The organism is Variovorax paradoxus, assembly GCF_009755665.1.
Lineage (GTDB): Bacteria > Pseudomonadota > Gammaproteobacteria > Burkholderiales > Burkholderiaceae_C > Variovorax > Variovorax paradoxus_G.
In genome coordinates, this window is the sequence record NZ_CP046622.1 from 4,277,299 (window position 1) to 4,302,549 (window position 25,251).

Consider the following 25,251-nt stretch of genomic DNA (forward strand, 5'->3'; position numbering starts at 1 on the left):
TCGACGCCCTGCCTCCCGGCGCGAGATCGGGCACCACACATGATGTTCGCAGGTGATGGCGAGCAGTTCGTCGCCGCGTGTACTCAGCCGACGGAAAGCCGATTGCGACCGGGCGCTGAGACCGCGACCAGCAGGATGCCCGTGACCAGCGAGCACCAGATCACCGCCATTACAGGAAGGGTCCCGCCGCGGTCCAAGATGGGAATTAGCAGCAGTGGTGCGACCGCCGCGCCGAGCCGGTTGAACGCCCATGCTCCGGCAACCGCCGACGCGCGCAAGCGAGTATCGAAGAGTTCGGTGCCGTAGATGTTCAGCATTGGTAAATAGACCGCCGAACACAGGAAGAAACTGGCGGTGGCAGCCAGCAGCCATGCCGGTTGGTTGGTGAATTCAAACGCTACTCCCGACACAAGCATGACTGCTGCGCAGCCCGCTAGCGTGAGGCGCCGATCGAAGCGGTCGATGGCAAAGGCAGCAAGAAGCGTTCCGATGATCGGACCAAATGCGGAGAGGCCGACATAGAAGAGCGTATCGGAGAGTTTGAATCCCTTCTGGACCAGCATGGCCCCGATGAGGAGGGGAAAGGCTGCAGTCGACCAAGGGCTGAGAAAGCAGAGCCCGGCATACTTGGCAAAGCGCAAACGCGTCGATTCGGCCGGGTCGGCGGCTTCGTTCGGTTCCGGCGCTGGAGAAGGAGGAGTTTTCGAACTGTCCGCCCAACTCGCGGGACGCGAACGCTCGAAACGTTGTAGCGCAATCTCGGCTTCCTGCTCCCTGCCGACGGCGCTCAGCCAACGCGGCGACTCCGGCAAGCGACGAAACGCCAGCGCTGCGATCACCGCGCCCAGCGCACCGACCAGCAGGCTCCAACGCCAGCCGGACAGGTTGAGAACCTCGAGCGGCGTCATTGTGCGTATAAAGAAAACCCCGGCCGGCGCACCTACAAAGGCGATGGCCATGGTTACAAAGATGAGCTTGCCTCGGCTGCGCGCCGGCAAGAGGTCCGCGAGGTACGCCGTGAGCAGCGGCGGAAAAGCCCCGAGAGTGAGCCCCATGATAGTGCGCGCTAAGGTCAACCACTCGATGCTGACGCTGGCACCAGCAAGCGCCGCCGTCGCGGCCAGCAACCAAAGCATGCCGGTAAGTACCATCCTGCGACCCATGCGATAGGCGAGCCAGCCGCCGACGGAGGCGCCGAGCACCGCCCCTATGTAGACCGAAGACAACAGCCAGGACAAGGACTGGGCGGACGCTGAATATGGTGCGCCCGAGAAGATTGCACCGAATGCACTTCCCAGGCCAATTTCATACACGTCGATCGCCAGGCCAAACCCGCTGATCACCAACACGAAGAGATGCAGGCGATTCAGGGGAATTGCGTCCAGGCGCGCAGCGACGCTAGGTGTGGCAATTGTCAGATGGCGGCTTTTGTGGATTTTCATGTGCTCCCCCATCGTCTCAGTGCCGTGAAATCGAGAACGGTGATCTTGTTGTGAACAACGCTTATCGTGCCGCTCGTCACCAGTTTCAAGAGTTCTTTATTGACGCTCTGTCGGGTGACTTGCAGCAGCGCTGCGAGTTCTTCTTGGGTGAGCCGCAAGCGAAGGCTTACGCTGTGGCCGTCGCTGCTTCCGTAGAGTGCCGTCAATCTTTCGATGGTGGTTGCCAGACGACGAGAAAGCGATCCGACACCCTGCCCGAGGAGTGAATCGAGGATTTCTCTGTACTGTCTCATCAGCATTTTTGCCATGTCTTCCCATAGCACCGGGTTGGCGTCGAGGATTCGCCGTACTGCGAAGGTCGGCATCTTCACGATTACCGCGTCGGTGTGCGCGCAAAAGTCGTACGTGACACGCTCCTCATGGCTGTCTGACCGCGTAAATCCGCATAGCGAGCCAGGGCCGACAAGCGCGACTGGCGTTCGACCCCACTCCAGCGGGATGTAGCCCATCACGGCGTACCCGGAGGCAATCACGAACGTTTCGGGCGCGCCCCGCTCATTCGATATGACCTCGCCTCTTCCATACCTTTCAAGGCGGGAAGCCGCGAGCAGTTGACTCATGGAGGAGGCCGGCCGATGTGATTTCCGACGTTGCCACCCATGCGCCTAGCGACTCATTCCAGACGCTCCGATATATTTTGTTCATGTACTGTGCCTCGTGCAGATAGGTGAAAACTGGAGGCCAGTCTAGAAACAAGACTTTCAAAATGAAACTTCTACACCTGCGTGTGCGTCGCCTTTCCGACAGAACTCACCGATCACTTAAGCTGAATTCTTTGGTGCAAAAAGATTGTTAAAAAAGCGGAACAAACGGTTTTTGAACAGACAACGTTAAGCGGGAATTTTTCACGCTATGAGCATTGCCACCGTCTTCAATGCCCGCTAATAGACAGTGGGGCAGAGTAGTTCTTGGTCCGCCCAGGCATCGGAAATAAAGTGCCACGCTTCTATTTCTTGCGCGGCATCTCCCTCCGTCTTCAAATGTCCGAACTGCTGCCAAATCGATCTACTGAATAGCCGAACGCAAACGTGAACCGCCGCCATCTCATCCTCTCCCCCCTGCCCCTTCTTGCCTCCACGGTGCTTGCCGCCACAGACATTCGAGATCGCGCCGCTTGGTCCAAGTTCTTCACAGAGGCCGGTGTCCAGGGCACCGTAGTTGTGGTCGACGACCGGCGAGCACGCGAGTCGACATTTGTGCACGATGTAGAGCGTGCCCAACGTCGCTACACGCCTGCATCCACCTTCAAGATTCCGCACAGCCTCTTCGCCTTGGACGCAGGCGTGCTGCGCGACGAGTTTCAGAAGATCTCCTGGGACGGAGTCCAACGCTCCGTTGAAGCGTGGAACGCAGATCAGGACCTTCGCACTGCAATGCGCAACTCCACAGTCTGGGTGTACGAGCGATTTGCCAAGCAGATTGGCGTTGCTCGCGAAACGGCCTATATGCAGCAGCTCAATTACGGCAACGCAGTCGCCACGGGCGATGCGCCCTTCTGGGTCGAAGGTGACCTAGCTATCTCGGCTCACGAGCAGATCGCGTTCTTGCGGAAGCTCTATCGGAATGAACTGGGTTTTCGTATCGACCACCAACGCCTGGTCAAAGACGTGATGATCAACGAAGCCGGAAAGGACTGGATCCTTCGCGCGAAAACCGGATGGAGCGGCAAGGTCGGCTGGTGGGTGGGTTGGGTCGAGTGGCCGACCGGCCCGGTGTTTTTTGCCATGAACATCGACACCCCGAACAGGCTCGACGACCTTCCGAAGCGCATCGACATTACGCGGAGCATCCTGCGGTCTATTGACGCACTGCCGCGTTGACGCAATCCCTGCGGAAACCCGGACGGGGTAAGTCGCGCGTAAGGCTGGCGCCCCGAGCATATGGGTTTCGTCACCGCCGGACCCCCATGCTGTTTGCCTATCCCGCCCACGTTGCATGAGCCAGATCGCCATGCTCGTCGCAAAACTCCGCCGGCCCCGAAGCCTCGGCACCTGGCTGTTTGATACCTGTCTTTTCGACGTCCTGGTCAGCCTTGGCTTGATTGCAGCCGCGACCAAGGTGCTGCTGTTCTTCCACAGCGGCGCGGTTGCATTCTGGATGCTGCTTTGTTTCGGGCCCTGAATCCTTCGCTTCACTTTTCCGGCGCCAACGCGAGCACGAACTCCGTACCCGGCGATGCCGCATGCGCTGTCAGTCGCCAGCCGTGGGCGAGCGCGATCTCCTGGCATATGGCAAGGCCCAGCCCCGCGCCTTCGTCGCGCCGTCCGGCGCCGCGCCAGAAGCGATCGAAGATCATCGGCAAATCGCGGGCCGGAATACCGGGCCCTTCGTCGCAAACCGAAATTCGCCGCGCATCGGCCGTGAGCCGCACCACGCCATGCGATGGCGAATGCTGGATCGCGTTCTCCAGCAGGTTCTTGAGCAACGTGAAGAGCGCACCGCGGTCCGCTTGCCAACATACGGCGTCCGGCGCGACCCGCAGGTCCAGGTGCACCTCGCGGCGCACGGCAAGCCGCCCGATATAGTCGCCGACCTCGTCCAACAGCGCGGCGGCGCCGACACGGCGGATCTCGTAGTTGCACAACTCCGTCGCTTCGGCCAGATGCAAAAGCTGGCTCACGTGCCGAGCCATCTGATCCACGTCGCGGATCAGGGCGTCGCGGTCGAACGCCGCGTCACTGTCGCCGCCCAGTTCGACCTGCCCGCGGATCAGCGAGAGCGGCGTCTTGAGTTCGTGTGCGGCGGCCGCAAGAAAGTCCTGCTGCGCGATGTAGCCGCTTTGCAAGCGGTCGAGCGCGCGATTGAAGGCTTCGATCAGCGGCAGCATCTCCGAGGGCAGCCCTTGCACGCTCAAGCGCGCATCGAGCGTGCGCGGCGTGATGCGTGCAGCGCTCTCGGAGGCCGCACGCAGCGGCCTGAGCATGCGGCCCAGCGTGAAATGCATGGCCACGGCGAACACCAGAACCGATGCGAGGCATGCCACCAGAATGCCATGTCCGAGCGCCGGCAGGCCGACGCTGCGGTCCATGAGTTCGATGAGCCGCTGGCTCACCGCCACCTGCACATACCAGCGCTGTCCCGCGTGATCGACACGGTGCGTGACCACGCGCACCTCAAGCCCGTCTTCAGCTGAATCGAAGGCATGATCGCGTGGCTCGAAACCCTTGCCCTGCTTGTGCAGCGCCAATGCGCCCTGCCCTGCCGGCATCACGACGTTGCCGGCCGCATCGAGCACGCGAACTGAGGTCTCCTTCCCCATGCCTGAATAAAGCCACGTCGGGAGTTCCGATTCGTTCAACCCGATCGGCCGCCCAGTCGCATCGAACTGCAGTTGCCGCCCGATCAGCCGTGCATGGGTGGAGATACCCTCATTCCACGTGTCTCCGCGCAGCAGCAGCGCGGCCGCACTCACGACGACGATCACCAGGATGCAGACGAAGATGCCGGCGACATACGTTGCGAGCAGCCGCGCGCCCAGGCTACGTGGCCAGCGGAGCTTCGCGAAGCGCATAGCCGCGTCCTCTCACATTGGCAATCTCCAGCACGGAGCCCACGGCCTGCAGCTTCTTGCGCATGCGATGCAGCGCCACATCGAGTGCATTGGGGGTCACGGCCTCGGAGAGTCCCCACGCGGCCGATTCGAGCGCGCCGCGGCGCACGGTCTGCCCGCCGCTACGCACAAGGCAAAGCATGATCTGAAGCTCGGCGGATGCGAGCGTGACGGCCTCGCTGCCGCAAGCCATCGTTCCGCTCTCGGGGTGTATGCAGATGTCGGCATAGGCGGGCGACAGGCTCTGCAGCTGGGACGGCCGCCGCAGCAGCGCGCGCACGCGTGCGACCAGCTCTTCCATTGGAAACGGCTTGACCAGATAGTCGTCGGCGCCCGACTCGAGGCCATCGACGCGGTCATGCAAGGCGTCCCTCGCCGTCAGCATCAGGCACGGCGTGCGCGTGCCGGCGGTGCGCAAGCGCCGCACCAGTTCGAGACCGTCGCCATCGGGCAGCCCGCGATCGATCACAAGCGCCGCATAGGGCGTGCGCCGCAACGCGTGCCACGCGACGTCGACGCGCCCGAACACGTCGGCCTCGATGCCCGCGCCGACCAGCGCCTTGCATACCAGGGTGGCCATGCGGTCGTGGTCTTCGATCAGCGCGATGCGGTTCATGGGGCCCGGGTTGCGTCAGAAACGGTAGAGATAGCCGGCGGAGACCGCCGACTGGTTCGAGCGGTCGACCAGCGGGCTGTTCTTGATCTGTTTGCCCAATTGCGTGGCGCTGACATCGACAAACACCGACTGGTGACGATCGATCGCGTAGCCGATGCGCAGACCGACTTCGGTGTTGACGGTCGAGGCGCCGAGGTACGCGGGACGTCCGGGGCGGCTTTCCTCGGCGCGTACGCCGTAGTAGTAGTCGACATATTTCTTGTCCAGCCAGTAGGCCTCGACGCGCGGCGTCAACGTGAAGTTGCCCGCGCGAAAATCGCGCTGCACGCCGATCCGGAATTGCTGGCCCTTGCTCTTGCCCGATGCGTCGCCAAGCCACTCGGCCGAGACGTCGGCAATTTCGTTGCGCCAGGTAACGCCGGCGCCAAGCCATACGCTGCCCTTGCGCTCCTGCATGCCTTGCAGGATGGGTGCGTCGCTGGGCTCATAGCCTCCCAGGCCATATTTGGCGCGCAGGCCAAAGGACAAGGATGAACCGGAGCCCAGCTCGACCTTCGGCAGCTTGAGTTCCGCACCGGCGCCAAGCACCCGCACGTAGCGGTTTTCATAGTAGATGAGCGGAATGCCCTGGCTCTTGGTGCCCGCGCCGGTATATGGCTGCTGCTTGGCACCGGCGGCAATGCCGATGCCCCAGCGGGAGGCGTCGGCCGGAGGTTGATCGGGGCTGCTCTCCTGCGCCCAGGCGGCGGGCAGGGCCAGCGCCATCGAAACACCAAAAAGCAAAGAGGGAAAAACGGGAAAGGCAGGAGTCGAGGACGCACGCGGCATGGCGGAGCCAATCAGGGTTGTAAGGGGGCTCCGATCGTCCGCGCGATCGTCTTACCGAACTCTTACCGGCACCGGCGGCGCGAACGATCACCCCTGGTCCGAGCCGTAGGCATCGACGTCGTGAATGAGCTTGGCCTCGTACATGCGGTCGAGCTCTTGCTCTTCGTGGCTGAACACCACGCGGCTGCGCTCCGACGTCATGTAGGCCATCAGGTACATCACCGTCTTGCCCACGTCCTTGCTGACGAGGCGTGCAACGCAGAGCAGCGGCGAGCCGACCTGCACGTGCAGATTCGCCGCCACATGAGGATCGGCGGCAACAGCGGAAATCTCCTCGGTCACGTATCGAAACCGCACGCCCTGCGACAGCAGCATCTCGGTGATCGAGCGCCCCTCGAGTGCATCGCCGGTGATGGTGTCCGCGTATTCCGGCATCACCCACGAGTCGACGAAGAGCAAGGGAACGCCCGATATGGAGCGAAGCCGGCTCGCGTACACCACCTGCGCGTCTTCGGCCAAACCCATGGCTGTTGCCACGTGCGGCGGCGGCGAGCGCCTGGAGACCTCGAGAACGGTGACCTTGGTCTGCTTGGCCCGCTTCGCCAGGGACTCGGTGAAAGTGGACCCGCCACCGCTGCGCGGCTTGGCAGCGGCTTGCCTGACGAAGGTGCCTCGCCCGAGGCGCTTTTCCAGCCATCCCTCTTCCACCAGGTCCGCGACGGCGCGCCGCACCGTGATGCGCGAAACGCCGAAGGACTGGCACAACTGCTCCTCGCTGGGTATCGGTTCGCCATCCCTGTAGACGCTTCGCCTGATCTGTTCCCGGAGAGCCAGGAACAACTGACGATGCAAGAGGTCGCCGCGTTCGCGGCGAAGGATCACTGACATGGTGTCTTCTCGGCTTGTCTCGTGACTGAAGGGCGAATTCTCGGTGAGGTGGCCAGCGGCCTGCCGCATTTGCTCGACACACGGGTATTTACCAGCATGTCATCATAACATCATGACTACATAATCTGTCCCGTCGGTTGCGCTCCACTCATCAAGGCGTGGATCAAGCGGCAACACGGTCTCCCCATTTGTCTTGAAAGAAAAACAGTCATGGCGTTGCAAGGTCGCGTGAAGGTACTGGTGCCCTGCGGCTCCCTGGGTTCAGGGGTCCGCGAGAGCGAAATCGAATACGGGCTGGCCCAGGGCGCCAACGTCATTGCGACGGACGCCGGCTCCACCGACAGCGGCGCGGCCTACCTTGCGCTCGGCAAGTCCAAGAACAACCGTGGCGCGGTCAAGCGCGACCTGGGCATCCTGCTGCGTGCCCACGCCAAGACAGGCATTCCGGTCATCGTGGGCACCGCGGGTCAGGCGGGCGGAGATCTCAACGTCGACTGGACTCGGGACATTCTGGTGGAGCTCACCCGGGAGCTCGGCATCTCGCCAAAGGTCGCGCTGCTCTACTCCGAACAGGACAAAGCCAGGATCAAGGCGTTCAACCGGCAGGGCAAAGTGCGGCCGTTGCCACCGCTGGGCCCACTGGAAGACTCGGCGGTCGATTCGTGCGAGCACATCGTCGGTTTGATGGGCGTGGAGCCCTTCGTTGCCGCACTCGAGGCGGGCGCAGACGTCATCATTGGTGGAAGAGCCACCGACACCGCCGTTCTGGCCAGCTACCCCATTTGGAAAGGCGCGCCGTGGGGAGCCTCGTGGCACGCCGGCAAGATTGCGGAATGCGGCGCCCAGTGCTGCCTCAACCCCGCCGACGGATCCGGCGTTCTGCTGACCATCGATGAACACGGTTTCGAGGTGGAGCCTTTGTCGACGAGCAACCGGTGTACGCCGCACAGCGTGTCCAAGCACATGCTGTACGAAAACAGCGACCCCCACTATCTGCACGAGCCCGGCGGCATCCTGGACGTGACCGGTGCAAGCTATGCGCAGCTCGGCGAGCGCGCGGTGCGCGTGCAAGGCGCCAAGTGGGCGGCTCAGCCCTACACGATGAAGCTCGAAGGAGCGGCTGCCGGCAACTACCAGACGCTGATGCTCGTCGGCATCCAGGACCCCGACGTGCTCAACGACGTCAACACGTTCCATGACCGGCTGCTGGCCGCGCTCTATGAACGCACCCGCAAGTCGATTCCGGCGGAGGAGCTCGGTGAGTTCCACATCTCGCTGCGCATGTACGGCTGGAACGCCGTGAGCGGAGACGTGCCGGTGAATGTTCCGCCGCCGCGAGAGATCGGGGTGCTGCTGGTCGCCACGGCAAGCACCCAGGAGCTCGCCAATGCGATTGCGCACGCATGCAATCCCTACTTCTTTCACTACCCGATGGTGATGAACAAGGAGTTGCCCAGCTATGGCTTCGCCTTCAGCCCCGCCGATGTTCCGCGCGGCCAGGTCTTCGAGTTCAAGCTGAACCACGTCGTTGCCACCGACGACCCTTTGTCGCTGGTCCGCACGGCCTGGCTCGACAGCGACGACAACGCAATTGCCGCCTGAACCCAACAAGAAGGAACCCGTCATGCCCAAGCTGCGCGAAGTCTGTCACCACATCCGCTCCAAGGTCGCCGGCCCGTTCTGGGTCACGGTGGACCTCTTCTTCGATGGAGAAGAAAAGTACCGCAAATACCGGGACTGCGAAGAGCTGTCTGCGGAGCTCTTCCACCGGTTGTATGGAGTGGACCCTGCGCTGGTCAAGCGCATTCCGGTCGACTCCCTGCATGTGGTGAAGATCTCTTTTCCCCGGGCCACTCCGCAAGGGGGAATGGTCGAGCGCGACATGCATTCGGGCCAGCAATACGTGCGCTTGCTCGACATCGAACTCAACAACTGAACGGCGACCGGCTCAAGCGGGCACAGGCCGCGGCAAGCCCGCTGGCGACGATCCATGCCACTCAAGAAAACCTTCCTATGGGCTCTCCTGACGGCCGGCGCTGCGGCGTCCGTCGTTTTGCTTCGAGCGCTTCATGTCCCCGGTGCCGTGCTGCTGGGGCCGATGCTCATGGCCATGGCTTTCGCATTGAGCGGGGCGGGCCTGCAACTGAAGCCGGGCATCTTCCTGCCGGTTCAGGCGGTGCTCGGCTGCATGGTCGCATCTGTGGTCAGCTGGGACTTGCTCGAACTGATTGCAGATCACTGGGCAGTGGTATTGGCCGTGAATGTCTTGAGCATTGCGGCTGCAGGTGTCATTGCCGTGGTGTTCACGCGCCGTGGGTGGCTGCCTGGGCAGTCGGCCATATGGGGGCTGTCGCCAGGCGCGGCCTCGACGATGATGATGCTCGGCGAGCAGCGAGGAGCGGACCCTCGGGTGATTGCCCTGATGCAGCAGCTTCGCATCGTCTGCGTGACCTTGACGGCCATCGCGGTTGCGAGTCTCGCGGGTGCGGGCGGCGGGCCTGTCGCTTCGCCGCCACCTACAGTGTTCCTCTCCGGTGCAGTGTCTCTCGATGTGGCCACAACGCTTGCAGGGCTCATCGCCGCGGGCGTGGCCGTGGCCATGGCGACGAAGTGGGGACAGGCGGCATTCTGGGTACCCCTCATCGTGGGCAGCGGATTGCACGCGACACGGCTTGTCGCGGTCGAGATTCCCGTGGTGGTCGCTGCTGTCGCATTCGCCTTCGGTGGCTGTTATGCAGGCCTGCGCTTCAACAGGAAGGTGCTGCTCGACTGCCTCCACCTGTTGCCCGCGATGCTCTTCGGAATCCTGCTGTTGATCGGATCGTGCATCGCGCTGATGTGGCCGATTCTTCGCTCGTTCGAAGGAATCGATTCGCTCACGGCCTTTCTCGCCATCATGCCCGGAGGCATCGATGCTGCCGTGGCGGTAGCTCACGGCATGCAAGCCTCCGTGCCGGTGATTCTTGCGGTGCAGGTGACACGGCTGATCGTCGTCACGATGCTGGCGCCCCGCATGGCGCAGCTCGTCTCCAGATATTGCGAACCCAACTAGAAGGTATCGAGCAATGGCCGAACGAAATCCCGACATCAGCCGCTTCAACAAGAAGGCCGCGTTCTTCGTGGCGCTGGCGATGTTCGCCCAAGAGTCGGTCTGGAACTTCTACGACGCACAAGTTCCTGCATCGCTCAGGCAGTACATCGGCAGTGCCGCCGTCATCGGCCTGCTGATGGGTATGGACAACCTTTTGGGAATCTTCGTCCAGCCCTGGATGGCGCACAAGTCCGACCAGCACAAGGCCAGCGGCGGCAACCGGTTTCGCTTTCTGCTCATTGGTGCTCCCGTGGCCGCTGTGCTGTTCGCGCTCATTCCCTGGGCAATCTCGTTCGAGATGCTGCTGGTTGCGATGGTCGGCTTCGCGTTCGTGGCCAACGGGTTCAAGTCCATCGCGGAGTCACTCACGGCGGACTACCAGGCACCCAACCATCGAAGCAAGGGCAACGCGGTGGCCCGCATCGGAGTGGCGCTGACCATTCTTGCGTCCGCCGCCATCAGCTACGTCGTGGTGGACAAGGACTTGCGGCTGGCTTTCTTCATTCCGGCGGTGCTCCTTGTCATGGGCATGTACGTCGCATGCAGGGGGCTCTCCTCGCAAGAGCCCCATGGCATCGCGCAAGAAGCGGACGAGAGCCCGCAACTCGGCCTGAAAGGGCTGGTGCTGGACATCTTCACTTCGCCGGACAAACGCCGGTTGCTGCTCCTGCTTGCGGTCTTTGGCGCGAACGGCACCTGGACGGCGATTCGCTCCCAGCTGACGCCCTATTTGATGGAGGTGCTCGAGCTGTCGCGGGGCACCGCCGGGTCGATCGGCTTCCCGGCGGGTATCGCCTTCCTGGTGGCGGCAATCCCGGTGGCCATCATCGCCGACCGGACGAGCCGTGCGGCGGTCTGCATGCTCGGCATGCTCGTCGTCGCCCTTGGCTGTGTCGCGGTCTTCTTCGCGACGAGCACGGTGCAGGTGTCCATGGCCATGGCCCTGGTGGCCGTCGGATGGGCCGCCTTCGCCATCAATGCCGTCGCGATTCTCTGGAGCATCGTGCCCCACCAGAAGTACCTGGGCACCTACACCGGCCTGTACTGGACCGCCGCGGCAATCGGCCAGACGCTGATGCCGGCTTTCCTGGGCTTGCTGGTCGACCTGACGGCATGGCGCTACATGATGCTGCATGCGGCGGTGCTGTCCTGCCTGTCGGCCCTGCTGGTGCTGAAAGTCGTTCGCAGCTCTCCTTCCCGCCGTCAAGCACAGGCGGAGGAAGCGACATGAGCCGCCCGGCGATGCGGACGGTGGTGGTCACACAAAGGTTCTTCGACGAAGAGACCATCTCGTACCTGAATTCGCAGGGATGCGAGGTCCGTCTCGCCGACCTGCCTCCCGGCAAGGCCGACGGCGATCTTTCGGAGGACACCCTCGCGCAGATTCTCGCGGATGCCGATGGATGGATCGTCGGCCATGCAAAGGTCACCCGACAGCTGCTGGGCAGGCTGCCCAGGCTGCAGGTCATCGCACGCAGAGGCGTTGGCTACGAACGCGTGGACACGGCGGCGGTGGCGCACCTTGGGAAGGTGGCCGCAGTTGCCGCAGGCGGCAACGACGCGTGCGTTGCCGACCACGCGCTGGCGCTGATGCTTGCGGCCAGCCATCGGCTGCGCGAGTCGCAGATGCGAATGAACGCAGGGGCCTGGACCATCCTCACCGGAACCGACCTGTACCGCAAGACCGTGGGCGTCGTCGGACTCGGCCGCATCGGCCGCGGCGTCGTGCAGCGCCTGAAGGGCTTCGAGGCGCGCATCCTCGCGGCGACCACAAAGCCCGATGAGGAATGGGGCCGCAAGCACGGCGTCGCGTATGTCGACCTGCACACTTTGCTGGCCTCGAGCGATGTCGTAAGCCTGCATGCACCCCTGACACCCGATACCCGCATGCTCATCGATGCCAGGGCACTCGCGCACATGAAGCCCACGGCCATCCTCGTCAATACGGCGCGCGGCGGCCTGGTGGACGACGCCGCACTGCTCGACGCCTTGAAGGCCGGCAAGCTTGCCGCTGCGGGGCTGGATGTTTTCCTCAGCGAGTCCGATCCCTCGTACACCAGCGTGACCAGCGAGCTGATCGCGTTGCCCAACGTCATTGCCACGCCGCACTCGAGTGCATCCACGCGCGAGGGCCTGGCGCGCACGAACCGGATTGCCGCGCAATGCACGGTTGCGGTGCTGCAAGGTGGCGCCCTGCCGGCCGGCTGCGTGATTGCCGATGGACGGCCGGCAATGGAGTTTTCCGAAAATTCGAAAGGGCCAATGCATGCCTGAGCCGACGCTTGCACGGCGTATCGCACGATATGCCTGCACACTTTCCGCCGACGAGATTCCCGAGCAGGTGAACGCCTGCATGCGAAGGCGTTTCATCGACAGCCTGGCGTGCATATTGGGGGCCTATGGCGCAAGTCCGGTGAAGACTGCCATCGCTGTGGCATCCGCTACGCCGCACGCATCTTCCAGCGTGTTCGGCACGCGCCTGCGAACGACACCCGAGCTGGCCGCTTTCGCCAACGGCATCATGGTGCGATTCCTGGATTACAACGACGGCTACATGGGCCGCGAGCCTGGGCATCCGAGCGACAACATTCCTGCATGCCTCGCGCTCGCGGAGGCCGAAGGATCGACCGGCCGGGAGCTCATGGCGGCCGTCGTCGTGGCCTACGAAATCCAGATGCGGCTGCAGGACGCGGCCACCCTGAACAAGCGCGGCTGGGACCATGTGAACTACATCAACGTGGCCATGGCCGCAGCCGCCTCCAGGCTGATGAAGCTCGACGAAGCGCAAACCGAGCAGGCGATCAACATCGCGCTGAGCGCACACATCGCGATGCGCCAGGTGCGCTCGGGATCGTTGTCCGACTGGAAGGGTTGCTCGGCAGCCAACGCTGCCCGGAACGCGATTTTTTTCCGCCACGCTCGCGCGCCACGGAATGACGGGACCGGCGCCGGTGTTCGAAGGTGAGATGGGGTTCTTCAAGCAGATCACGGGTGCGTTCGATCTCGACGTCGGCAGTTTCGGCAACGGCCGCAACAATGATGGCGGGCAGTTCGCCATCCTCCGCTCGCTCACCAAGACCTTTCCCACCAATGGAGAACTGCATACCGCAGTGTGGGCGGCAATCGATCTCAGATCGCAAATACCCGACATCGACACCATTGCCGCCATTCATATCGAAACGTCGGAATTCAATTTGCGGGTGCTTGCCGACACGGCCGAGAAGTGGCGCCCCCAGACGCGAGAGACGGCGGACCACAGCTTGCCCTACAACGTGGCGCGGGCACTGATGGACGGCGACATCACCCTCGAGTCTTACGCGGCGGAACAGATTTCCGATCCGCGCGCCGTGGCGCTCATGAGCAGGACCACGGTGAGTGAAGACCCGAAGCTGACGGTGCTTTTCCCCAGGCAGCTGGCAAATCGGGTGACCGTGACGCTGGCTTCGGGCGAAGCGTTCACCCGCGAGAGGACCACCGGCCCGGGATCGCTCGAAACACCCATGACCGACGAGGACTTCGAGCGAAAGTTTCGCCGCATGGCGGCGCCGCACATCAGCCGTTCCGCGCAGGGCCGCGTGCTCGAATTCGTATCCGCCCTGGCGAGCCAGACGGCATACGAGCCGCTGTTCGACGCCATGTGTCCACAACCCTGACGAACAAGGGAGCGCATAGCCCGGGCGCCGCTCAGGCCAGCCCCGCGTCTGCAAGCGGCAAACGCCGCACCTGGCGCCCCGACAAGGTGGAGGCGGCGGCCGCCAACGCGGGCGCCAGAGGCGGTACGCAAGGCTCGCCCACGCCGCCCAGTGGCGAGCCGATCTCCACTATGTGCGTTATCACCTGCGGTTCCTCGCCCATGCGCAGGATCTGGTAGTCGCCAAAGCTCGATTGCTCCGCGCGGCCGTCCTTGATGGTGATCTTCGCGCGCAGGGCAACGGACATTGCATCGACCACGCCCCCGCTCATCTGCGCCGCGACCTGACCGGGGTTGATGGCACGGCCGCAGTCGATGGCCACATGCACTTTCTCGACCTTGACGTGGCCGTCTCGAAGCCGCGCCTCCACGACCTGGGCAACCGGGCTCCCATAGCTCTCCACCACGGCAAGACCGCGCGCCACCCCAGATGGCGCAGCGGTTCCCCAGCCCGCGCTTTGCGCGGCGCTGTCCAGCACGGCGAGCATGCGCGGGCGGCCCTGCAAGTGCTGGCGGCGAAACTCCAGCGGGTCCTTGCCCGCGGCGGCGGCGCATTCGTTGACGAAGGCTTCCACAAAGAACCCGGTGAAGGAATTGGCGATCGACCGCCACGGCGACAGCGCCATCGGCATGGGCACCACCGCGTGATCGACCAGCATGTTCGGTATCTGGTACTGCATGTCGATGATTCCCGTGAGCGACATCCCGTCGGCCACACCGTTGGTAAGGGGTATGCCGTTGTCGCGCCCCATCTGCGGGCCTGCAACCCGTACACGCAGCCCCTGTATGCGGCCATCGGCATCGAGCGCGGCGCGCATGCGGCACATCATCGTCTGGCGGTACTGCCCTTGCTGCATGTCGTCGGCGCGGGACCAGAGCACCTTCACCGGGCGGCCGCCCACGGCGCGGCTGGCCAGCATCGCCTGAACGGCCGACTCGGCGTGTGTCTTGCGGCCGAAGCCCCCGCCAAGGTAGGCGTTGTGAAAGTAGACCTGCTCTGGCTTGTAGCCGCCCGCTGCGCCGCAGTCGCGCAGAAGAATGTCCTGGGCCTGCGTACCGGTCCAGAGGTCCAGCCGGTCGGCGCCGGCTTGCGCCATGCAATTGATCGGCTCCATGCACGCGTGCGCAAGGAGCGGCACGGCGTAGTCGGCCTCTACCAGCTTGTGCGGGGCACGAAAGGCCGCCTCCACATCTCCGCGCTGCAACGCAGGCGGCAACGGGCCGCTGTCCAATGCGGCGCGCATCCGTTCGTCGAGCTCGGGGGTGCCGACGCGGTCGTTGGGCGTCGCCTTGAATTGAATGGTGAGCTTGTCGGCCGCCTGCTTGGCTTGCCACCAGTTTTGTGCAACGACAACCGCGCCGCCGGGCACCGGCACGACCGCAACCACGCCCGGCATTCCGCGCACGCTCGCCGGGTCCATCGATTCCACCTCGGCGCGGAACACGGGCGACAGGCGAACCGCCCCATGCAGCATGCCGGGTGCTTTCATGTCGACCGCGTAGAGCGCCCGGCCGGTGACCTTGTCCGGCGTGTCGATGCGGCGCATTGTCTTGCCGGTGAGCTTGCGCTGTTCCGCGGGCCGCAGAACGGGGTTCTGCGGAACCGGCAGTGCCGATGCCGCCTGCACCAGATCGCCGAAGGGCACGCGCCGGCCGCTCGCCGCATGAACGATGTATCCCTCGTCAGCGGCAAGCGACGCCGGCGGAACCGACAGCCGCTCGGCCGCGGCCAGCGTCAGCAGTTCTCTTGTCTGCGCGGCAGCGCGGCGCAGGGGGTCGTGCCAGAAGCGCACGCCGAACGAACCGACCGAACGCTGCTGGCCCATGGGGAGCCGGTAATCGGGCGTCACCTGCTCGGGCATGGCCGTGCGAACCCGCTTCCAGTCTGCGCCAAGCTCCTCCGCCAGGATCATCGCTTGTGCCGTGTGAATGCCCTGCCCCATCTCGCAGGTGGGCAGCAGGAAGGTGACCACACCATCGGCGGCGATGCGGATGAAAGAACCGGGTGCGCGGTTGACCGGCGGCCGCGCGGGCGGAACAGGCGCGCTCCCGGGCGCAGCCGCCGGAGGCTGGGTCTGCGCACCCAGCGGAATGGCAACGGTCAACACAGCGCCGCCGGCGGCAAGTGCGAATTGACGACGCGACAGGCGATGGCCAGCATGCGGCGAGGTTTGAGATGCGAGAGCGTTGGGCTTGGACATGGCGGCTCCTTCAGACCGACAGCGCACGGGCTGCCTCGTGGATGGCCGCCCTGATGCGGTCGTAGGTTCCGCACCGGCAGATGTTGCCGGCCATCGTTTCCGTGATGTCCTTGTCGGTCGGCATGGGCGTGGTGCGCAGCAACACGGCCGCGCTCATGAGCTGTCCGCACTGGCAGTAGCCGCACTGCGGCACGTCGTTGGCAATCCAGGCGGCCTGCAGGGCGCGGCCGATGCGGTCCTGCCCAAGGCCTTCGATGGTGCGAACCTGCTGGCGGGCCAGTGCCCCGACAGGCGTGATGCATGCGCGCGCGGGATCGTTTCCCACGTGGACCGTGCATGCGCCGCACAGGCCGACACCGCATCCGTACTTGGTGCCTGTCATGCCCAGCTCGTCTCGCAGCACCCACAGAAGAGGTGTCTCCGCCGCGGAATCGACCCGCACCCGGCGGCCGTTGATCTGAAGTTGCGTGCTCATCGCGTTCTCTCCTGTTGCCGCCGCTGGCGGGGCTGCAGGTATTTGAGAATGGCCAACACGCCGGAAAGTGACCACGACATTACATTTCTGCAAGCCTCCTCCGGGCATTGCCGGCTGGATGACAAATTTGTAATGTGCGCACGGCGGGTTGCTGTGATCATCGCGTCTGCGGTGGTTTTAATGAAGGCAAGCGATGCGGCTGCTGATAGTGGAAGACGAAGGCCGGCTGGTGGACTACCTCGTGAGAGGGTTGACCGAGAACGGCTATGTGGTCGACGTGGCGCGCGACGGCATCGAAGGCAGGCGCCTGGCCGAAGGCGGCGACTATTCCGTCGTTCTGCTCGACGTGATGCTGCCCGGCGTGGACGGCTTCGGAGTTCTTCGCGCCATGCGCGCGCGCAGCAACACCCCCGTGCTGATGCTCACCGCCCGGGACAAGGTAGAAGACCGCGTGCGGGGCCTGCAGGAAGGGGCTGACGACTACCTGGTCAAGCCGTTTGCGTTCTCGGAATTGCTGGCCCGGATTTCCGCGTTGATGCGCCGCGGCTCCGGCGGCGCGTCGAACCATCCCACCACTCTCAGGCTGGCCGAGCTCGAGGTGGACTTGCTGGGCCGCAAGGCCACGAGGGACGGTCGCCGCCTGGAGCTCACGGCCAAGGAATTCCTGCTCCTGACGGTACTGCTGCGCCGCCGCGGCCAGATACTGTCTCGCACCACGCTGGCCGAGCAGGTGTGGGACATGAATTTCGACTCCGACACCAACGTCGTCGAGGTGGCCGTGCGCCGCCTGCGAGCGAAGATGGACGACCCCTTCTCGCAACGCCTGCTGCACACCGTGCGCGGAATGGGCTACGTGCTGGAAGAACGCTCCAGATGAAAAAGAAGGCCGGCTATTCATTGGCCACGCGCCTGTCCATTCAGCTCGCCTCGCAAACGGCGCTGGGACTGGGCCTGCTCTGCGCCGGCATCTTCGCTGCCACCGAGTGGTCGTTCATCGACAAGCAGCGTGCCTTGCTGACGACAAAACTGGCCGCAACGCGCGACGCGGCCGTGTCCGCCGAGCGCACTGGCGGCCTGCCTGAAATGCGCAGGCACCTGCAGGCGGCGATTCCGCGCCGGGCCGGTACCTACCTGGAACTGCATGCGGCCAATGGGGAGCTGCTGTACCGCGACCCGGACGTGCTCCCAAACCACACGAAGGCGCAGCGCATGGAGTTCACGCTGCCTCTCACCGTGGGAGAGACTCGCGGCGCACTGCTGCTGGACATCACCGAAGACTCCCGCATGCTCGGCAAGCTGGCGCTGATTTTGGTGACGGCAACCCTCCTGGGCGGTGTCTCTGCGGGAATCGCCTGCGCATGGAGGGTCCGCCGCACCATGGAGCCCTTGCGCGCACTCGCAGACCAGACGCGCGCCATCTCACCGGGCCGGATGGAGCAGCGGCTCTCGCTGGCCGAGCCGGTCGCCGAGCTCCAGCCGTGGATCGACCAGTTCAATGCGATGCTGCGGCGGCAGGAGTCGGCCTATGTGCAGCTCGAGGCATTCAACGCCGACGTCGCGCATGAGTTGCGCACACCGCTGGCCGCGCTCATCGGGCATACCGAAGTGGCACTGTCGCGCGAAGACCGGCCTGCGGAAGCGCTGCGCGACACGCTGACCGGCAACCTCGAAGAGCTGCAGCGGCTCGCGGCGCTCGTCAACGACATGCTCTTTCTGTCGCGTGCGGATCGCGGCGCAACCGCGAGATGCGATGCCGTCTCACCCCTCGCGGACCTGGTTCGCCAAGTCGTGGACTTCCACGAAGGGCCCTTGAGCGAGGCGCAACTGCGTGTCTACATCGAGGGCGACGCACAAGTCGCAGTGGACCAGCCGCTGTTCAAGCGCGCGGTGTCGAACCTTCTGGGCAACGCGACGCGCTACGCACTCAGGGGTTCTTCAATCACCGTGCACATTGGCGTCAACGCGGAAGGCGGCGCCGAGATTTGGGTCGAGAACACCGGACCCGACATCGATGCGCGGCATATCCCGCGGCTGTTCGACCGGTTCTTTCGCACGGACGAGTCGCGCACCGACGGGCACCTGCATCACGGGCTCGGGCTGGCCATCGTGGCGGCCATTGCGCGAATGCATTCGGGGCACACCATGGCAACCTCCGGCGGCGGCCGCACCCGCATCGGCTTTGCCGTTGGGCGCTCTTACAAGCTCTGACGTCCTCCAGCTGTGGACCTCCGGAAGCATCGGCCGCACCTTTGCCCCGGCGATGCAAGCGATCGCGTGGCGGCTCCGCCTTCAAGGCCGGAGGCCAGCGCGCGCAAGGCCCACGGCGGCAATCAGCGCGAGAGCGAGGATGCTCAACGCCAGCGCACCTCGCCAGGCCGCAGCCTCGGGGCGTGTTGCCAAAGGCTCGAACTTGGGCAGCTTGTCGTAGTGCTCCGCGGTCAAGCCGCGGTAGCTCATGACTCGCGGCACGAAATAGGCGCGCCAGGCGTCCTCGTATGAATTGACGGCGTTCACATGCCGCGCGTAGCGCGGGGCATCGATGCCTGCAAGCCGGTCGGCAGTCATCGCGAGCGCCATGCCCGGCGAAAGCCAGGACCATCGCTCGAGCAGAACGAAGCGGCGCGCGCGCGTTTCGTCGAACTCCGCCATCAGCGGCCGGATCTCGCGGTCCTGGGCCAGATACCTCGGGAGGAAGCTGACCGGCCAGGTGTGGGTGCTGCGCCCTGCCGGCCGGTCAGCCGGGTGAGCGGCGTACCAGGCCGCCAGGTGCTCTTCCATATGCACTTCGGCGTCTTGCTGGGCGGCGCGCAGTTCGGCAACCGCCGCCAACCGCGACGGCATCGGGGCCTCACTGTCGGCAATCCCCGCCAGGGCGGCGGGGACGGCGAATGTGGCCAGCAGCCACGCACCGAGCATGCCGAGCGCCGCAGCTCCGGACGACACCGGCAGCAAGCAGAACAGCCCGGCCAACGCCGTCCAGCAAACGGTGAACGCACCCAAGGTCGCCAGCCAGACCACCACGGCGTACCAGGTCGAACCCGGATCCAGCGCGAACGCCAGCAGCGACGCACCGGCGGCCAATGACCAAGCCGCCGCCGCACGAATGCAGAGCGCGATCGCGAACACGCTCCACGGTTGCGCGCACTGCGCAACCACGAGCCGCCACCGGCCTTGTTCCCGGTCTTCCTGCACCAGTCCGTAGCACAGGCCGAGGATGGCGAGCGGCAGCAGCAGCGCGACCAGCGTCGCGAAATCAGGCGGCCCCAGGTCTTCGAGCAGCGGGTTCGAGATCCGGTCGCTCTTGCGGGCGTCGGTGTGCCGGCTCTCGACCGTGACGCGCATCGTCGGGCTCAGCAGCTCGAATGTTCCTGTTCCAAGGGCAAGGCCGCCGAGCGCAGGCAGATGCGCGGGAGGCGCGTTGAGCCGGGCGAACTGGAATGCGGCCATCATCGCCTTGGTGTCGCCGCCCGCCACGGCGGCGCTTGTTCCGGTTGCTCCCTCGCGTGCCTGCGTCCGCGCCTGCTCCCATGTGGCCATCTCCTGCGCATTCAGGAGCCGCAATTCCCTTGCGGCAAACCCCGACCAGAGCGCACTCACGCATAGCAGCGCGGCGAAAACACCCGCCACCCAGAGATGCGTGCGCTGGCGAACGAAACGCCGCCATTCCGCACGCAAGATGAGGTTCGTCATGGCCGCAGCCTCCGCGCCGCAAGCAACAGCAAGCCGCAGGCCGCCATCGCCCATGCGAGAAGCACGCCAAGGTCGGGCAACGCCGCGCGCAACGCGAAAGCGATGTTGGGCGGCGTGTAGTGAAAGGCATCGACCGACCGCCACAGCGCGTCGCCGGCGTACTTTTCGTCGAACGAAGTCAGCCCGCGGGAGTTGTCCATGTCCCACTGGTCGATCTTGGTGTTCGTGCGGCGGCGGTACTGCTCGGCCGCCTCCTCGAAGTGGCGCTGATGCGCGAGATCGGTGCCGGAGAGCTTCATGGAGATCGAACGCATGGCCGCCGTCGGACTGAACGCCGAAGCGATGCGTGCGACGCTCTCCTGCATTGCGTAGCGGTCCCAGAGACGGCCGAAGTGAATCGCATGCACGCGGTCGGCGTAGGCATCGCGCTCCATCCGGCGCAGCGCATAGGCGCCGAAGGGCAGGTCTTCCAGGCGGCGCACGTTGTGCCTGCGCAGAAGCTCCGCATCGAAACGTTCGTTGCGCACGGCCAGCGCGCCATCGCCCGGCAAGCCTTCGGCGTAGTCGCGCTGGATGTCGCCCCAGAAGCGCTCGGCGGTCGGCAGTGGTGCCACGGCCTGCGCGCCCGCCGCGTCCAGGCGCGGCACGACGAAGACGAAACCGATCCACAGGCCGAGCAACACGAACAGTGCGCGCCGGCTGCTCGCCGCCAAGGCTGACACCGCCAATCCCAGCGCAGCAAAGACACCGCAATAGATCAGGAAGGTGGCCGCCAGAACGGTCGCGCGCCATACGGTGTCCGCACCAGGCCACGCGCCTGCCGTCACCAAGGCAAGACCCGTTCCCACTGCTGCCAGCGGGAGCAGCGAGACCACCGAGAGCAGCGCCAGGAACTTTCCCGCAAGCAGTGCGCGCCCGGGCAAGCCGGCGCTGTGCAGCATGCGCAAGGTTCCGCTTTCTCGTTCCAGGCTGACGGCGTTGAAGGCCAGAGCGACGATGAACAGCGGCAGCAGCGCCTGAAGAACAAAGGCCGGCGTCAAGAACCCGAAGCGCACCGACGGCGGCTCGTCGGCCGCCGGTCGAAAGCGCGTCATGTTGCGCCGATGCGGCTCCAGCCAGAGCGCCTGCCCCAGGTAGGGAGCGAGCCCGGGGTCGACCACGGCCAGCGGCGAGTCGGGGCGGAATGCGTAAAGGCCGAAATGCGCGCCGCGATGCGGGTGCTTGTCGCCCTGCGAATCCCACTGCCGACGCACCAGCTCGCCGACTTGCGCCTTCTCCTCTGCGAGCCGCCGCTGCTGCTGCGCCGATGCGAACAGCAGGCCGGCCAGCAGCAGCGACATCGACACGGCAAGTACAACGAAACGCCCGTCGCGCACGAGCGCGCGCAATTCCTTTCGCAGCACGGCAGCGGCCATCACGCGGCTGGCTCCAAGGGCGTTGCGCGCGTGTGAGCCAGATAGGCGCGCTCCAGCTCGTCGTGGCTGACGGTGTGCGTATCGAACTGCGCGACGAGGCGCCCTTCCCTCATGATTCCGATGCGATCGGCGACCTGCTTGGCGTTGAACAAGTCGTGCGTGGCCATCAGCACGGCCATGCCGGCACCGGCGGCGGCGCGCACGCGCCGTGCAAAGTCGTTGGCGGCGCCAGGGTCCAGGCCCGAGGTGGGCTCGTCGAGCAGCATCGCCTTCGCATGCTTGGCATGCGCAATGGCGAGGCCGACTTTCTGCCGCATGCCTTTTGAATAAGTCGCGACACGCGCCGTGTGCGACGGCGCCTGCAGGCCGGCCTGGTCGAGCAGGACATGGGCCGCTGCATCGGCCAACGGCACTCCACCCAGCGCACAGAAGTATTGAAGGTTCTCGGTGCCGCTCAGGTAGGGGTACAGCGCCACGTTCTCCGGCAGATAGGCCAGATGGCGCCGCGCCGCAGCGGCATTGCGGCGTGGGTCGACCCCGGCGACCTGGACGCTCCCGGCGGCAGGCGCCACGAAACCCAGCAGCGCGTTCAGGGTGGTTGTCTTGCCTGCACCGTTGCCGCCGAGCAGCGCATAGACGCTGCCGGCCGGCACGCTCAGGTCGAGTCCGTCGATCGCGCGGCGGCCGCCCAGGTTGACGACCAGCCCTCGTGCCGAGAGCACTTCGTGGTCCATGCGGCGCCTCAGAAGAAGTAGCGCATGGACGCCCCGACCTGCGTGCGCGGCTGCGGCGACACCAGCAACCCGGCTGCGGTGCCGTAGGCGATATCGCTCGCAAACCGCCGCGGCTGAAAGATCGCGAACACCGAGAACTGGAACTGCTGCCAGTCGTAGGTTGCCTTGAGGTCGTAGCGCGTATAAGTCGGCATGGTTCGCAGCTGGGTCTGCGGCGTGCCTTCGTAGTACGGATTGCCCGCCGTGAGGTAGGCGTCCGCATTGAGGGTGAGCCGGCCTTCGCCGAGCCGCTGGCGGTACTCCGCCCCCAGCTTGACCTGGTGCCGCGGCACCGACAGCCGCTCGCCGGTGTTGGGCAGCGGGTTGTTGACGCGCGCCTCGAGCACGCGGCCGTAGCTGCCGTAGACGGACCACGCGCTGTCGATCCGCAGCCTCGACTCGAGCTCGAAGCCCTTGCGCGTGGTTTCGCCCACAGACTTGAACGAGCCGTCCGCCTGCGCGACGATTTCATCCTGGTTGAGCGTGTGATAGACCACGCCCGAAGCGCTCCACGATGCGGTGGGCGACACCGTGAAACCCAGGTCGTGGGACTTGACCTTCGAGGGCGCCACATCGAACACCGTGCCGCCGCGCGCGCCCAGCGGCCCGGTGGCGCCGCTGCCGCTGATCTGCTCCGCGGCGGGCGATCGAAAGCCCTCGGCAATGTTGGCGAAGATGTCGAGCGTTGGCGTCACGCTCCACACAGCGCCGATCTTCGGTGTTGTCACCGCACTGGTGTAGCCCGTGGAGGCAGCGGGCAGTTTGCGGTTGCCGATGTCGTAGTCGAACCAGTCGCGCCGCACGCCGCCGAGCAGCTTGAAGTTCTGCGTGAGCTTGTACTGCCCCTGGGCAAACAGGCCATAGGTCAGCAGATCCAGCTCCTGGTTGTTGATGTAGTTGGCCGTCGGCAGGCCATTGCGCCAGACGCGGCGCAGCGCATCGCCCTTGTCGCGCCGCAGTTCGCCGCCCACGAAAAGCGAGGCCGCATCGCCGAAGACGAAGTTCTGCGCCAGCCGCCCGCCGTAGAAATGGCGGTCGTCCTCGCCCACCGTCTGCAGAACGCTGCTCGTCGAGGTGCCGCGCACCCGTTCGAAAGTCTCGCCGTAGGCCGTGGCATACCAGCCCGCCTCGCCGCTGGCCGGTACGCGATTGAAGACCAGTGCCGTGCGTTCGCCGCTGCCGAAGCCCGGCAGGTTGAATTGCGTCGATCGTGGGTCCACGGTGCCGCGCCGCAAATCGGGCAGCAGCAGGTAGCCGGGCGCCCTCGACTCGGAGCGGTAGTGATTCACGCGCAGGCTGTACACGCCGTCGCCCAGTTGGGTCGAAAGCTTCCAGAACAGGTTGTCTCGTTCGATGCGGCCATCGCGCCGATAGCTGTCCGTGCGGTAGGCATCGGCGATGAAGAGCGACTGCACGTTGTTGAAGCGGTTGGACAGCACCAGCGACCCGCGGCGCCCGCCGTAGCTTTCGAGCGAGACCCCGACGCTCGACGAGGCAGGAACCGTCTGCGTCGTGATGCCCACCGCGCCGGCGCGGTTCTGGTCTCCGTACAACGCCGAAACGGGCCCTTTGATCACGTCGATGCGCCCGATCATGTCCGGCGTCAGCCATTCAAGGAATGCCGGTCCATGGCCGGCGCCGGCCTGGCTCGACGGCATGTTCTGGGGCACGCCGTCCACGTACACCGCGGTGTCCGCGCCGTGCGTTCCCTGCGTGGCGAAACCGCGCATGCGAAAACCGTTGCCCGTGTCGCCTTGGTCGATGTTGTTGGCGACCACGCCGGGCACGCGGCGAAAGATGTTCGAGATGTCCCGCCCGACGTTCAGCGTGCCGAGCTCTTCGGGCGTGATGACGGTGACGCCCGCGGGCAGACCGGTGCTCTCGGTGGTGACTTGCGTGCGCTTGCCTTGAAGGTCGACACGGTCGCCTTCGGCGGTTACGCGCACTTCGTTCAGCATGCCGGACGGCGCTTGCGCCTGCGCGGAAACGAGCAGGGGCGTCGCAAGGGCAAATGCGAAAGCCATGGGTGCCCGGCACCCCAGAAATGGTGAGTTCATGAAAGGAGAGAAGAAGACGTCAGGCAGCAGCCACGCTGGCGCGCGGCCAGCGTCTGCAACGAACTCGGGTAGGCCGCGCTGCTTGCGCGGCGGCCTCAGACGCCCTGTGGCGGGCCCCGAGGCGGGGCGCCCCGATACACGGGGGCTGCAATGACGTGCGCTGGCGCCTGGCGCTGGCGCTGAAGAAGTGCAGGCGGTGGGCTGGCCGGCAGTTCCGGCCTGGAAGCCGGCAGCACCTGATGGGCGTGCGCCATGCATCCGCTGCAATGGCAGGGAGCCTCGGCACCCCCGTCGCCGCCGTCTTCGCCTCCGCCATCCGCGCCGTGAAGATGCTGGAAATACCCAGGCTCCGAAGCCTGATGTGCGGTCCCCGTTTCCGCACCATGCGGCGTGCCCGCGCCCGCGTTGATGAACGCGACCGCAAGAACCAGCCAGAGGAGAAAACGAGAAATGCGCATGGCGGAAAAGCGTGGA

At 65.1% G+C, this 25,251-nt stretch carries 25 protein-coding genes; 11 read left to right on the forward strand and 14 right to left on the reverse strand.

Annotated elements, in window-relative coordinates; translation table 11 throughout:
* Window positions 1-83: 83 nt before the first annotated feature.
* From GOQ09_RS19890 to GOQ09_RS26635, 3 genes are read right to left on the reverse strand one after another with little or no spacing between them, the layout of a single operon-like run.
* Window positions 84-1,442: an MFS transporter gene (locus GOQ09_RS19890; protein ID WP_157615098.1), complete on the reverse strand. Its 1,359-nt coding sequence runs from the start codon at window positions 1,440-1,442 to the stop codon at window positions 84-86.
* A complete protein-coding gene (locus tag GOQ09_RS19895) occupies window positions 1,439-2,062 on the reverse strand; it encodes a Crp/Fnr family transcriptional regulator (RefSeq protein WP_165442105.1) in 624 nt (207 codons plus the stop codon). The genes GOQ09_RS19890 and GOQ09_RS19895 overlap by 4 nt, the downstream gene beginning before the upstream one ends.
* The gene (locus tag GOQ09_RS26635) at window positions 2,031-2,147 is read right to left on the reverse strand and encodes an ESPR domain-containing protein (protein ID WP_157615100.1); all 117 of its coding nucleotides are present in this window, start codon (window positions 2,145-2,147) and stop codon (window positions 2,031-2,033) included. The genes GOQ09_RS19895 and GOQ09_RS26635 overlap by 32 nt, the downstream gene beginning before the upstream one ends.
* A gap of 383 nt (window positions 2,148-2,530) precedes the next feature.
* Here GOQ09_RS26635 and blaOXA point away from each other — a divergent pair, with 383 nt between their 5' ends.
* Window positions 2,531-3,322, forward strand: a complete 792-nt coding sequence (gene blaOXA, locus GOQ09_RS19905; protein ID WP_157615101.1) for a class D beta-lactamase — start codon at window positions 2,531-2,533, stop codon at window positions 3,320-3,322.
* A gap of 115 nt (window positions 3,323-3,437) precedes the next feature.
* On the forward strand, window positions 3,438-3,623 hold the full coding sequence (locus tag GOQ09_RS19910) for a hypothetical protein (RefSeq protein ID WP_157615102.1): 186 nt from the start codon (window positions 3,438-3,440) through the stop codon (window positions 3,621-3,623).
* Between the two features lie 10 nt (window positions 3,624-3,633).
* Here the strand turns inward: GOQ09_RS19910 and GOQ09_RS19915 are convergent, their stop codons facing one another.
* The 4 genes from GOQ09_RS19915 to GOQ09_RS19930 form a co-directional block, all read right to left on the reverse strand.
* Window positions 3,634-5,013 (reverse strand): HAMP domain-containing sensor histidine kinase, encoded by a 1,380-nt coding sequence (locus tag GOQ09_RS19915; protein ID WP_157615103.1) that lies wholly within the window; start codon window positions 5,011-5,013, stop codon window positions 3,634-3,636.
* The gene (locus GOQ09_RS19920) at window positions 4,982-5,668 is read right to left on the reverse strand and encodes a response regulator transcription factor (RefSeq protein ID WP_157615104.1); all 687 of its coding nucleotides are present in this window, start codon (window positions 5,666-5,668) and stop codon (window positions 4,982-4,984) included. The genes GOQ09_RS19915 and GOQ09_RS19920 overlap by 32 nt, the downstream gene beginning before the upstream one ends.
* Window positions 5,669-5,683: 15 nt before the next feature.
* On the reverse strand, window positions 5,684-6,433 hold the full coding sequence (locus GOQ09_RS19925) for a MipA/OmpV family protein (RefSeq protein ID WP_157615105.1): 750 nt from the start codon (window positions 6,431-6,433) through the stop codon (window positions 5,684-5,686).
* A 150-nt stretch (window positions 6,434-6,583) separates the two neighbouring features.
* A complete protein-coding gene (locus GOQ09_RS19930; protein ID WP_165442106.1) occupies window positions 6,584-7,384 on the reverse strand; it encodes a GntR family transcriptional regulator in 801 nt (266 codons plus the stop codon).
* A gap of 210 nt (window positions 7,385-7,594) precedes the next feature.
* On the opposite strand from GOQ09_RS19930, the gene GOQ09_RS19935 reads away from it, so the two are divergent.
* Genes GOQ09_RS19935 through GOQ09_RS26215 form a run of 7 tightly spaced genes read left to right on the forward strand, consistent with a single transcriptional unit; the run spans window position 7,595 to window position 14,128 of the window.
* Complete coding sequence (locus GOQ09_RS19935) at window positions 7,595-8,986, forward strand: acyclic terpene utilization AtuA family protein (protein WP_157615107.1); 1,392 nt, start codon at window positions 7,595-7,597, stop codon at window positions 8,984-8,986.
* Window positions 8,987-9,008: 22 nt separating this feature from the next.
* Window positions 9,009-9,320: a DUF4387 domain-containing protein gene (locus GOQ09_RS19940; protein WP_157615108.1), complete on the forward strand. Its 312-nt coding sequence runs from the start codon at window positions 9,009-9,011 to the stop codon at window positions 9,318-9,320.
* A 54-nt stretch (window positions 9,321-9,374) separates the two neighbouring features.
* On the forward strand, window positions 9,375-10,436 hold the full coding sequence (locus GOQ09_RS19945; protein ID WP_157615109.1) for an AbrB family transcriptional regulator: 1,062 nt from the start codon (window positions 9,375-9,377) through the stop codon (window positions 10,434-10,436).
* 13 nt (window positions 10,437-10,449) lie between these two features.
* Window positions 10,450-11,706 (forward strand): MFS transporter, encoded by a 1,257-nt coding sequence (locus GOQ09_RS19950; protein ID WP_157615110.1) that lies wholly within the window; start codon window positions 10,450-10,452, stop codon window positions 11,704-11,706.
* On the forward strand, window positions 11,703-12,749 hold the full coding sequence (locus GOQ09_RS19955; RefSeq protein WP_157615111.1) for a phosphoglycerate dehydrogenase: 1,047 nt from the start codon (window positions 11,703-11,705) through the stop codon (window positions 12,747-12,749). Before GOQ09_RS19950 ends, GOQ09_RS19955 begins: the two co-directional genes overlap by 4 nt.
* Complete coding sequence (locus tag GOQ09_RS26210) at window positions 12,694-13,440, forward strand: MmgE/PrpD family protein (RefSeq protein WP_207309872.1); 747 nt, start codon at window positions 12,694-12,696, stop codon at window positions 13,438-13,440. The genes GOQ09_RS19955 and GOQ09_RS26210 overlap by 56 nt, the downstream gene beginning before the upstream one ends.
* Window positions 13,409-14,128 carry an MmgE/PrpD family protein gene (locus tag GOQ09_RS26215; protein WP_207309873.1) on the forward strand — a complete coding sequence of 240 codons (720 nt, stop codon included), beginning with the start codon at window positions 13,409-13,411 and terminating at the stop codon, window positions 14,126-14,128. Before GOQ09_RS26210 ends, GOQ09_RS26215 begins: the two co-directional genes overlap by 32 nt.
* 31 nt (window positions 14,129-14,159) lie before the next feature.
* On the opposite strand, the gene GOQ09_RS19965 is transcribed toward GOQ09_RS26215, so the two are convergent.
* Together GOQ09_RS19965 and GOQ09_RS19970 are read right to left on the reverse strand one after the other, a co-directional pair.
* Window positions 14,160-16,367 (reverse strand): xanthine dehydrogenase family protein molybdopterin-binding subunit, encoded by a 2,208-nt coding sequence (locus GOQ09_RS19965; RefSeq protein ID WP_157615112.1) that lies wholly within the window; start codon window positions 16,365-16,367, stop codon window positions 14,160-14,162.
* A 10-nt stretch (window positions 16,368-16,377) separates the two neighbouring features.
* On the reverse strand, window positions 16,378-16,842 hold the full coding sequence (locus tag GOQ09_RS19970; protein WP_157615113.1) for a (2Fe-2S)-binding protein: 465 nt from the start codon (window positions 16,840-16,842) through the stop codon (window positions 16,378-16,380).
* Between the two features lie 193 nt (window positions 16,843-17,035).
* On the opposite strand from GOQ09_RS19970, the gene GOQ09_RS19975 reads away from it, so the two are divergent.
* Both GOQ09_RS19975 and GOQ09_RS19980 read left to right on the forward strand, forming a co-directional pair.
* Window positions 17,036-17,719: a heavy metal response regulator transcription factor gene (locus GOQ09_RS19975; RefSeq protein WP_157615114.1), complete on the forward strand. Its 684-nt coding sequence runs from the start codon at window positions 17,036-17,038 to the stop codon at window positions 17,717-17,719.
* Window positions 17,716-19,050 carry a heavy metal sensor histidine kinase gene (locus tag GOQ09_RS19980; protein ID WP_157615115.1) on the forward strand — a complete coding sequence of 445 codons (1,335 nt, stop codon included), beginning with the start codon at window positions 17,716-17,718 and terminating at the stop codon, window positions 19,048-19,050. Before GOQ09_RS19975 ends, GOQ09_RS19980 begins: the two co-directional genes overlap by 4 nt.
* Before the next feature lie 81 nt (window positions 19,051-19,131).
* On the opposite strand, the gene GOQ09_RS19985 is transcribed toward GOQ09_RS19980, so the two are convergent.
* The 5 genes from GOQ09_RS19985 to GOQ09_RS26640 all read right to left on the reverse strand — a co-directional run bounded on the left by GOQ09_RS19985 (window position 19,132) and on the right by GOQ09_RS26640 (window position 25,235).
* Window positions 19,132-20,532, reverse strand: a complete 1,401-nt coding sequence (locus GOQ09_RS19985) for a DUF3526 domain-containing protein (RefSeq protein ID WP_165442107.1) — start codon at window positions 20,530-20,532, stop codon at window positions 19,132-19,134.
* Complete coding sequence (locus GOQ09_RS19990) at window positions 20,529-21,947, reverse strand: DUF3526 domain-containing protein (RefSeq protein ID WP_157616771.1); 1,419 nt, start codon at window positions 21,945-21,947, stop codon at window positions 20,529-20,531. Before GOQ09_RS19990 ends, GOQ09_RS19985 begins: the two co-directional genes overlap by 4 nt.
* The gene (locus tag GOQ09_RS19995; RefSeq protein ID WP_157615117.1) at window positions 21,947-22,681 is read right to left on the reverse strand and encodes an ABC transporter ATP-binding protein; all 735 of its coding nucleotides are present in this window, start codon (window positions 22,679-22,681) and stop codon (window positions 21,947-21,949) included. The genes GOQ09_RS19990 and GOQ09_RS19995 overlap by 1 nt, the downstream gene beginning before the upstream one ends.
* Window positions 22,682-22,689: 8 nt before the next feature.
* Entirely contained in the window at window positions 22,690-24,744 is a 2,055-nt protein-coding gene (locus tag GOQ09_RS20000; protein WP_157615118.1) for a TonB-dependent receptor, read from the reverse strand.
* Window positions 24,745-24,872: 128 nt separating this feature from the next.
* On the reverse strand, window positions 24,873-25,235 hold the full coding sequence (locus tag GOQ09_RS26640) for a DUF2946 family protein (RefSeq protein WP_431769283.1): 363 nt from the start codon (window positions 25,233-25,235) through the stop codon (window positions 24,873-24,875).
* Window positions 25,236-25,251: the final 16 nt, after the last annotated feature.